Source organism: Aquibium sp. ELW1220 (assembly GCF_030398385.1).
Taxonomy (GTDB): domain Bacteria; phylum Pseudomonadota; class Alphaproteobacteria; order Rhizobiales; family Rhizobiaceae; genus Aquibium.
The window spans coordinates 1-3,782 of the sequence record NZ_JAOAOQ010000092.1 but is presented as its reverse complement, the minus strand read 5'-3'; the positions used below and the strand labels follow the sequence as shown (position 1 = coordinate 3,782).

At 70.3% G+C, this 3,782-nt stretch carries 3 protein-coding genes; 1 reads left to right on the top strand and 2 read right to left on the bottom strand.

The window, feature by feature from the left end:
* Positions 1–693 (top strand): transposase (locus N1F91_RS30735; RefSeq protein WP_289997717.1); only part of this gene is annotated, 693 nt, incomplete at its 5' end.
* Between the two features lie 259 nt (positions 694–952).
* On the opposite strand, the gene N1F91_RS30730 is transcribed toward N1F91_RS30735, so the two are convergent.
* Both N1F91_RS30730 and N1F91_RS30725 read right to left on the bottom strand, forming a co-directional pair.
* Positions 953–1,609 (bottom strand): class I SAM-dependent methyltransferase, encoded by a 657-nt coding sequence (locus tag N1F91_RS30730; protein ID WP_289997715.1) that lies wholly within the window; start codon positions 1,607–1,609, stop codon positions 953–955.
* A gap of 2 nt (positions 1,610–1,611) precedes the next feature.
* A complete protein-coding gene (locus N1F91_RS30725) occupies positions 1,612–2,850 on the bottom strand; it encodes a DUF3419 family protein (RefSeq protein ID WP_289997714.1) in 1,239 nt (412 codons plus the stop codon).
* Positions 2,851–3,782 lie beyond the last annotated feature (932 nt).

The window sequence follows — 3,782 nt, the reverse complement described above, 5'->3', positions numbered from 1 at the left end:
TTCGACCTCTCGAGGCTCAGGCTGTGTTCGGTGGACGTGACCGATCGGCATGATGCCGAGCGGTTGTCGCGCGGCGTCGTCCAGGCCGGCGAATTGCGGATCGCCGATCGCGCCCACGCCAGGGCGGACGATCTGGCTCGGGTGGTCGAGGCTGGCGGCGAGTTCCTGGTTCGCGCCCCTTCGACCCATCCGCGCCTGCTGGATGACCAGGGTCGGCTGCTGGATCGTCTGGCGCTGTGCCGCGAGGCGGGCGAGAAGGGCGTGCTCGATCGGCCGGTGAGGATCCAGGACCGCAAGTCGAAGGTCGAGGTGGCCGCCCGGGTGGTGATCCTGCCCCTGCCGCCCGAGGCGGCGGCGAAGGCCAGGCGCGCGGCGCGCCGTCTGGCCGCCAAGGCGGGGTACGAGCCCAGCGAGGCCGGCATCGAGATGGCCGGCTGTCTGGTGCTGCTGACGTCGCTCCCGTCGGACGGCTGGCCGCCCGAACGGCTCGCCTCGACCTATCGGCTGCGATGGCAGGTCGAGCTGGCGTTCAAACGGATGAAGTCGCTGGTGGGCCTGGAAGACCTCCGCGCAAAAGATCCCGACCTGGCGCGCCTGTGGATCAACACCGCCCTTCTGGCCGCCCTGCTGACCGAAGACGACCTGCCGGCCCTCGAACCCGAGGCGCCGGACTCTCTCCCCCTGGCCGCCTGAACCCGGCCGCCCTCCCGATCTGGCGTCTCGCAGCCATGGCGCTCGCCAACATCTCCCTGGCAGTCTTGCAGGGACCCACCAGACAGATCCCGATCGAACGTCTGCTCCATCGACTACGCGAGCCGCCGCGACGACGGCACGCGATTGCACATCGGCAGCTATGTTAGCGCGTATGGGGACAAGCCCGAGGATCTGCCGGCGACGAGGGAGGCGAGGGGCGCGGGTGTCGCTCGCTTGCCCGTAATCGAGCGCCGCGCGCTCAGCGGGCGCGCAGCACCGCGTGCACCGCGTAGCCGCGATAAAGCGAATCCATCGAGAGGCTTGCGCCGGTCCGCTCGCATTCCTTCTCAAGCACCGCGCGCAGGCCGTTGCGGGGGCTGACGTGGAACTTCGCCAGCCAGGCGCGCAGGGCCGCCCGGAACCAGCCGGGCAGCCGCTCCTGGCCGCCGAAGTCGACGACGTGCAGTTCACCCCCGGGCGCCAGCGCGTCGAGGCCGAGCGCCACCGTCCGCTCCCAGCCGGGGATCATCGACAAAGCGTAGGAGACGAAGACGCGGTCGAAGCGGCCGGTATCGAACAGCGCGCGCGGCTCGAAACGGGTGGCGTCGCCGCGGGCGAGCGCCACGCGACCGGACAGGCCCGCGCGGTCGATGGCGGCTTCGGCGGTGGCCAGCATTTCCGACGAGATGTCGAGGCCGAAGAACTGCGCTCCCGGATAGCGCCGCGCCGCGAGCACGAGATTGCGGCCGGTGCCGCAGCCGAGTTCGAGCACGGTGCCGCGGTTCTTCACGTCGAGGCCGTCGATCATCCGGTCGCGGCCGAGCAGGTAGTACTTGCGCGTCGCGTCGTAGAAATGGCGCTGGACGCGGTAGACGCCGTCCATCAGCTGGGCATGGTCGGGCGCCGCGCGGTCCATCGTCAGCCCCGCTTCACGTAGAGGTGGAAGCCGCCATAGATCGCCGAGCGGTCGCGGGCGGTGAACTCGGCCGAGGCGTCGGCCTCGTAGCTCCACTGCGCCAGCGTGCCGTCGGAGACGCGGCCGGGCAGCAGCGTCGGCAGGGCGGCGGTGCGGAAGATGACGCGCGCGCCGGGGGCGGCGGTGCGGGTGATCTCGGTCCACAGCGCGTTCAGCTGCGCGTCGCTCATCCAGTCCTGCGCGTCTAGCAGCACGTAGCGGTCGACCGAGCCGGCCGGCTTGCGCGACAGGAGCTCGGTGAAGTTCGCCTGGTGCACCGTCACGCGCGCCGAGCCGGCGCGCACCGCGTCGAAATGGCCGGCCTCGAGATAGGGCGGCAGCGCCGCCTCGCCGGGCTGCGGATAGCGGCGGCCGAAGGCCTGCCAGGCGAAGTAGTTCGACTTCAGCGGGAAGTCGCAGGCGAGCTTGCGGACGCGTTCCACCAGCACGTCGGCCATGGTCTCGTCACCGGCCAGCGCGTCGTACTGCGCGGGCGGGATGCCGAGGCCGAACAGCGAGGCCTTGTTGGAGGCCGCCCAGCGGATGAGGCGGCGGCGAAACAGCGGCGCCAGCTGTTCGGAAAAGAAGATGCGCTGGGCGCGCAGGTCCTTCGCCTCCATCATCTCCCGCGGGTCGACCCCGTGCAGCCGCGCCACGCCGTGCGCCATCGAGATGCAGAGGCCGAGCAGGCCGGTGCGGTAGAAGTCGCGGTCGAAGACGGCGATGCGGCGGCGGCCGAAAAGATCGCGCGCCTCCCAGTAGCGGCGCGCCTCGCGGTCGAGATGCGGCGCGATGAAACGGTCGTAGGCCTGCGCGTTGTGGCCGACGCGGGCGGCGCCGAAGAAGCGGAAATAGTCCTCCTGCGCGGGCAGCCGCCGCGCCGCCTCGAGCTTCAGCCGGTTCAGCGCGACATGCGCCCGGTTGAGGTCGACCGCGTCGATGCGGGCCGGTTCGCGGGTCAGGTAGGAGAGCACGTTGCAGCCGCCCGACGCGATCGTGACGACCCGGTGCCCGGCGCCGAGCGCCATCGCTTCCATGTCGATCTCGGGGTCCTCCCAGATCTGCGGATAGACGAGCCCGGAAAACACCAGCGCGAACAGCCGCTCCGACAGCCCGGCGGCCGAGAACGGACCGTTCTGGTAGACGGCCTTGCGGATGTGACGGCGGGGATCGAGCGCGATGTCGGCGGACAGGTCGGTCATGATGGCGAATCCGTCGCGGTTGGCGTTCCGGTCCGGGTAGTCGAGGCGGATGACAGGGCCGTGACAGGGGGGGCAGGGCTTGGCGGGACGGAAGGGCGAGGGGCGAATGGCGAAAGGCGAATGGCGAGTGGCGAATGGGGAGTGGGGAGTGGGGAGTGGGGAGTGGGGAGGGGCAGTGAGCTGGGTCGCTGCGCGACGCCACCTCCTCCCGCTGCGTGGTTTGAAGGACAAGCGCCCGGCAACGCTGCCGCCCATCCTCCAACCCCACGCAGTGGGCGGAGGGGGGGAGTCCGCGCGACCAAACCTCGGGCGTCGCAGGCCCGGTACGACAGGCCTGGCAGACGGCAACGCTCCCGCGCATCGACGCCAGGCGGATCGGGATGGGTGTCGCCATCGGTCGCCCCGCAATGCCCCACGACCCTCCCCCCTCCGCCGTCGTCGCCACAGACGCCACTCCCCCCTACGTCTCCACACCCCCCCCCTCCGTCGTCGCTTCGCGACGCCACCTCCCCCCCACTTCGTGGGGTTGAGGATAAGCGCCGGCAACGCTGCCGCCCATCCTCCAACCCCACGGAGTGGGGGGGAGGTGCCGAGCGAAGCGAGGCGGAGGGGGGGACCCCGCCGGACCGAGCCGCGAGCATCGCAGCTCTGCACCGTCGGGCAGGGAAACACGGGGACAGTTTACTTAATTCGGCAGGTTCCGACGCCTTCCGCAGTCGTTCCCGATCCGAATTAAGTAAACTGTCCCCGCATTTCCGGCACCCGATCCGCGTCTGCCACCACCAAGGAAATCAACCCTTTGCACGAATTCCACCCCGCTCTGTCCACACCCCTCCCACGCTGCCGCACAATGGTCGCAGCTGAAGGAGGACGGACGACGTGGGTGGTGCGGTACGGAACGGGCGGAAGCTGAGGAGCATGATTGCGGTGCT

Coding starts and splice junctions, on each gene's coding strand:
- N1F91_RS30730 (WP_289997715.1), bottom strand. CDS start 1,609: ATGGACCGCGCGGCGCCCGACCATGCCCAGCTGATGGACGGCGTCTAC.
- N1F91_RS30725 (WP_289997714.1), bottom strand. CDS start 2,850: ATGACCGACCTGTCCGCCGACATCGCGCTCGATCCCCGCCGTCACATC.